The sequence below is a fragment of the Acrocarpospora macrocephala genome, assembly GCF_009687865.1.
GTDB lineage: Bacteria > Actinomycetota > Actinomycetes > Streptosporangiales > Streptosporangiaceae > Acrocarpospora > Acrocarpospora macrocephala.
This window is the reverse complement of sequence record NZ_BLAE01000086.1, coordinates 49221-50029: the sequence shown is the minus strand read 5'-3', so window position 1 is coordinate 50029 and position 809 is coordinate 49221. Positions and strand designations below refer to the sequence as shown.

Annotated in this window: 1 pseudogene; it reads left to right on the top strand. The window is 72.3% G+C overall.

Features of this window, described 5'->3' with window-relative positions:
- Positions 1 to 58: 58 nt before the first annotated feature.
- Positions 59 to 809 (top strand): annotated as a pseudogene (locus Amac_RS58490) (hypothetical protein); the annotation flags it as partial.

Sequence of the window (809 nt, the reverse complement as noted above, 5' to 3'; positions counted from 1 at the left end):
TGCTGGATAGCGTGGGGGTGGTTGTTCGGATCCGCCGGAGCGAAAGGGGGGCGCCTTCATGCTCGGTTCTCCGATCAACGTGCGGGACCCCTCCCGCGCGAAGGGCGCCCGCGGACGCGAACTGCCCGCGTTCCTGAAGGGCACGGTGCTGGACCCGGACTACGTCCCGCCCCAGCGTCCCGCCGACGACACCTTCGACGACGCCCACAGCGACCCATACGGCGAGGCAGGGCAGCAGAACACTCCGCAGCAGAACAAACGGCAGCAGTTCCTCTACGGCCACTCCACCGACTCTGGTCCTTCCCCCGATCCTGGCCGCTCCACCGACCCTGGCCGCTCGGCCAACGCCGGTCGTTCCCCCGACTCTGGCCGCTCGACCGACGCCGGTCGCTTCACCGATCCTGGTCGTTCCCCCGACCCTGGCCGCTCGGCTGACGCTGGCCGCTCGATGGGGCCGGAGGCCTGGGGCGAGCCGGTGGGTTCGGGGGTGCTGGTGGCCCAGTTCCGGCGGCTCGCCTCCCGGATTGCGATGGCCGACCTGCCGGAGGATGCCGGGTTGTGGGTGGGCGAGACGGAGGACCTGCTGTTCTCCCAGGACCGGCTGAGCTCGGCGATCGCCGCCCGGGTGGGGCGCGTCCACGCCACCGGTGAGGCCAGGAGTGCCGGCAGTGGTGGGCACGCCTCCACCGGCACCTGGCTGCGCGCCTCGGCGGGGATGAGCAGTGCGGGCGCCTCCCGGCTGATCCGGCTGGCCATGCAGTTGGCCCGGCTGCCTCTGGTCCGGGATCGGTTCGCGTCCGGCACGCTGG